2 protein-coding genes are annotated in these 5146 nt (G+C 61.4%); both read left to right on the forward strand.

Going from position 1 to position 5146, the window contains the following annotated elements; all coding sequences use genetic code 11:
* Positions 1-3750 (forward strand): efflux RND transporter permease subunit (locus tag KA184_23150; GenBank protein MBP8132488.1); only part of this gene is annotated, 3750 nt, incomplete at its 5' end.
* A gap of 131 nt (positions 3751-3881) precedes the next feature.
* Positions 3882-5146: TolC family protein (locus tag KA184_23155; protein MBP8132489.1), on the forward strand; the 1265-nt coding region annotated here is incomplete at its 3' end.

Consider the following 5146-nt stretch of genomic DNA (forward strand, 5'->3'; position numbering starts at 1 on the left):
GAGTGGGAGGGGCGCTCGCCGCAGGACATCGACGATCAAATTACGTATCCGCTGACGACGGCGCTGCTCGGCATACCCGGCGTGAAAACGGTGCGCAGCTACTCGTATTTTGGCTTCTCGTCGATATTCATCATTTTCGAGGAGAAGATCGACTTCTACTGGTCGCGCAGCCGCGTGCTCGAGAAGCTCAGCAGCCTGCCCGCGGGCAGTCTGCCCGAGGGCGTCCAGCCGGCGCTCGGGCCCGACGCCACTGCGCTGGGCCAGGTCTTCTGGTACACGCTCGAAGGTCGCGATCCGGATGGCAAGCCCGCGGGCGGCTGGGACCTCGACGAACTGCGCAGCATCCAGGACTGGCACGTGCGCTACGCGCTCTTGAGCGCGGGCGGCATCAGCGAGGTGGCGTCTATCGGCGGTTTTGTGCGCGAGTATCAGATTGACGTGGACCCGGACGCGATGCGCGCGCACAACGTGATGCTTGAGGACGTGTTCATGGCGGTGCGCGCATCGAACGTGGACGTGGGCGCGCGTACGATCGAGGTGAATCGCGTCGAATACACGATCCGCGGTCTTGGATTCATCAAGAGCGTCGAAGATATCGAACAGATTGTCGTGCGGGTGGCGGATAACGTGCCGATCCGGGTGAAGGACGTGGCGACGGTGAGCCAGGGTCCGGAGATGCGGCGCGGCATTCTGGACAAGGAGGGCGCGGAGGCGGTTGGCGGCATTGTGGTGGTCCGTTACGCGGAAAACCCGCTCGAGGCGATCAAGAACGTCAAGAAACGCATCGCCGAGATCACTCCTGGTCTGCCTACGAAGGCTGTCGTCGATTCGCACAAGGTCAGCCGGGAAGATATCGAGTCCTTCGCGGACGCACAGGGCATTGAGTTGCCCTTTGACGGGGCGAGCGTCAACCAGGATGCGTGGATGGCGTGGCTGCGCGCCACACCGCGCGCAGAGTGGCCGGAGTGGATCACAACGAGCCAGGTGAACGTTGCCCCCTACTATGACCGCACCGGCTTGATCCACGAAGCGCTCGGCACGCTGAATTCCGCGCTGTTCGAGGAAATCCTGGTCACGATCATCGTCATCATCGTCATGGTCGTGCATCTGCGCAGTTCGATCCTCATCAGTAGCGTGCTGCCGCTCGCGGTTCTGATGTGCTTCATCGCGATGAAGTCCTTCGGTGTGGACGCGAACATCGTGGCGTTGTCAGGTATCGCGATTGCCATTGGCACAATGGTCGATATGGGGATCATTATCTGCGAGAACATTCTCAAGCATCTCGATGAAGCCGACCCAAGCGAAGACCGGCTGCACGTGGTGTTTCGCGCGTCGAGCGAGGTCGGCGGCGCGGTGCTCACGGCGGTGTCAACAACGGTCGTCGGGTTTCTACCCGTCTTCGCGATGATCGGGCCGGAAGGCAAACTGTTCCGCCCGCTCGCGTTCACGAAAACGTTCTGCCTCATCGCGTCGGTTGTAGCGGCGTTGACGATCATTCCAGCACTGGCGCACGTGTTGTTTACATGGAAGTTCGACTCGAAGAAAACCATGAAAGCGGTGCTCGGGCTGCTGGTGGCGGGCGGCGTTGCGGCGATATTTCTCGTGTCCGGGTGGTCCGGGGCCATTCTGATCGCGTTCGGCATGTATCACCTTCTTGGCGACGTCCTGCCGGGTCCAGTGAAGCGCGCGGGTGTCTACGCGGCCAGTGGGCTGGCGCTCTTGTTCGTGCTCGTCTTATTGACGCAACACTGGGCACCGCTGGGACCGGACAAGGGGCTCCTGCGGAACCTGATGTTTGTGAGCGTGGTGATGTTCGGCCTCTTGGGCATATTTCTCGTGTTTCGATACATCTACGGTCCGTTATTGCGATTCTTTCTCAGGCACAAACTCCTCTACATGACTCTGACGACGTGTGTCGTTCTCTTTGGCCTGGTCGCGTGGTTGGGATTTGCGCGCGTGTTCGGTTTCGTGCCTTCACTCGCTGAACGCGTAGGCATTCCGCCGGAGACGGTGCAGACCTCGCGCGTGTGGTCCACGCTGGTTCACGAGTTTCCCGGATTTGGCCGCGAATTCATGCCGCCGCTCGACGAAGGCTCGTATCTCTACATGCCGACGACGATGCCGCACGCGTCGGTCGCCGAGGCATTGGACATTATCCAGAAGCAAGACCAGGCGATTGCCGCTATCCCGGAAGTGGTTTCCGTGGTGGGCAAGATGGGGCGCGCCGAGAGCCCGCTCGATCCGGCGCCGATGAGCATGATCGAGACGGTTATCAGCTACAAGCCGCAATACATTACGGACGAGGACGGGCGAATGATCTTTTTCCGCTACGACGCGGAGAAGGAGGAGTATGTCCGTGACGAAAGTGGCGAATTAATCCCAGACGCGGACGGACGGCCGTACCGGCAGTGGCGTGAACACATCAAGCGGCCCAATGACATCTGGGCGGAGATAGTGAAGGCGGCGCAGATTCCGGGAACCACCTCGGCGCCGGAACTTCAGCCGATCGCTGCGCGTATCGTCATGCTGCAAAGCGGTATGCGCGCGCCGATGGGTGTCAAGATCAAAGGGCCGGACCTTGACACCATCGAGCGTGTCGGCCTCGAGATCGAGTCGCTCTTGAAAGAGGTTTCCGGTGTGGCTCCAGCGACGGTCATTGCCGATCGCATTGTGGGAAGCCCCTATCTCGAGATCGACATCGACCGCGAGGCCATTGCACGCTACGGCTTGCTCGTGCGCGACGTGCAGGATGTGATCGAGACCGCCATCGGCGGCATGCCCATCACCACCACGGTCGAAGGCCGTGAGCGGTATCCGGTGCGCGTGCGCTATTTGCGCGAACTGCGCGACCAAATCGAGACCCTGGAACGCATTCTCGTTCCCACGCAGGCCGGCGCCCAGATTCCGATGGCGCAGCTTGCAGAGGTGCGCTACGTAGCGGGACCGATGTCGATTAAGAGCGAAGATACGTTCCTGACCGGCTATGTGTTGTTCGACAAGCAGCCCGGCTACATGGAGGTGGATGTTGTCGAGAAGTGTCAGCAATACCTGCGGGACAAACTGGCAACCGGCGAATGGTCGCTGCCTGCGGGGGTGAGCTACAGCTTCGCGGGAAACTACGAGAATCAGGTACGCGCGCAAAAGACGCTGTCCATCGTGATCCCCGTCGCGCTGTTTATCATTTTCCTGATCCTGTACTTCCAGTTCAGTTCCTATGCGACCACGTTCCTGGTCTGGTCTGGCATCGTGGTGGCCGCGTCCGGCGGGTTCCTGCTGATGTGGCTCTATGCGCAGCCGTGGTTCCTCAATTTCAGCGTGGCGGACACGGATATGCGCGAGTTGTTTCAGGTGCATGTTATCAACCTGAGCGTGGCCATCTGGGTCGGGTTCCTCGCGTTGTTCGGCGTGGCCAGCGACGACGGCGTGGTGATTGCCACCTATCTGGACCAGAGCTTCGCGAACCGGAAGATCCGGTCGATTCAGGATATCCGCGAGGCGACACTCGCCGCGGGTCTGCGACGGATACGCCCCTGCCTGATGACCACGGCCACGACGGTGCTTGCCTTGGTCTCCGTGCTCACATCGACAGGCCGCGGCTCGGACATCATGGTGCCAATGGCCATTCCGTCGTTCGGCGGCATGACGATTGAGTTGCTGACATTGTTCCAGGTGCCCGTGCTGTATTGCTGGCTGAAGGAATGGAAATTCCGGAGGGGCAAGCTCGGCGGCCCGAAGGAGGACACAACGTGAAGAGAAACGAGACCGGCAATCCCATCCCAATAGGGGGTCCTATGTGGACTGCGGCAGCTTGCAGCCCGGAGTCAAATCGCAAGCAAGCTCGCGCACTCCAAATCGGCGCAGTGTTCAGGGGTGTGCAAATAATGATTCCTCTTGCGTTGATGGTATGTGTGGGCGTGACTGCGGAAGAAGCGCCGCCCGTGGAAGCGCCGGCGTTTTTCGCGGGGAACGATGAACTGCGCGATTACCTGCTTGAAGCCGCGGAGAAGCAACCAGGTTTAAGAGTGCTGCACGAGGAGTGGCGCGCCGCGCTCGAACGCATTCCGCAGGCGCGCGCGCTCGAGGACCCGATGTTCACTTACAAACAGTTCGTCCAATCCGACATGAAGGTATTCGCGGTCATGTTCGAGCAGGCGTTTCCATGGTTTGGCACGCTGCGTTTGCGGGGCGAGAAAGCCGCGGCGGAGGCGGAGGCCGCGCAATGGCGCATGTACGCCGGGCGGAACCGCATGTTCGCCGCGGTGAAGAAAGCGTACTTCGAGTACGCGTATCTCGGCGAGCAAATCCGCGTTGCGGAGGCACAAATCGAGATCATCGACTACGCGGAAGCGGTCGTCCGGGCGAAATACAGCCTAGGGTTGGCCGCGCAGGATGATTTGCTGCGCATCCAAAACGAGCGCGACATGGTCGCGGATATGCGCGCGCAACTGCTGCAAATGCAGCCCGCGCTCGCGGCGAAACTCAACGAGGCGCTGGGCCGTCCCCTTGGCGATGACATTCCGTGGCCGCAGCCCGCGGTGTTTCCGCCGGATCCGCCCGCGCCGCCGCTGGTGACGGCCTGGATTCGGCTGCAGAGTCCGGAGTTGAAGGCGGCGGACTCGATGATCGCGGGAAGAGAGAAAGAAAGTGACCTCGCGCGGCGCATGGGCCGCCCCGAGATTCGCCTGGGCCTTGAATACGAGCGATTGAAGGATGAGCCGGGCAGGCGCGGCGACCCGTACATGCCGTCCAAATTGATGGCGTACTATGATCTGGCGCGGACGGCGACGGGGATGATGCCGTTCGACGCAGGCGATTCGGTGCTCGGTATCTACGACGGTTTCTTCTACCGCGAACCGGGGAAAGATGTGGAGGACGACGTCTCGATTTCGCTCGGCGTGAGCCTGCCCATCTGGCGCAAGAAAGTGCGCGGCGCGGTGGCCGAGGCGCGGCACATGACCGCCGCCGCGCGGCACGACAAGGAGGCGATGGCGCGCGAACTCGATGCGGAAGCGCGCATGGCGCTGTTCGGTATTCGGGACGGGCAGCGGCGCTTCAATCTCTACGAGGAAAGCCTGATTCCGCGCGCGAAACTGACCTACGAGAGCTTGCAGGCCGCGTACGCGAGCGGCGCGATGGAAGCGGACTT

The sequence above is a fragment of the Candidatus Hydrogenedentota bacterium genome, from assembly GCA_018005585.1.
Lineage (GTDB): Bacteria > Hydrogenedentota > Hydrogenedentia > Hydrogenedentales > JAGMZX01 > JAGMZX01.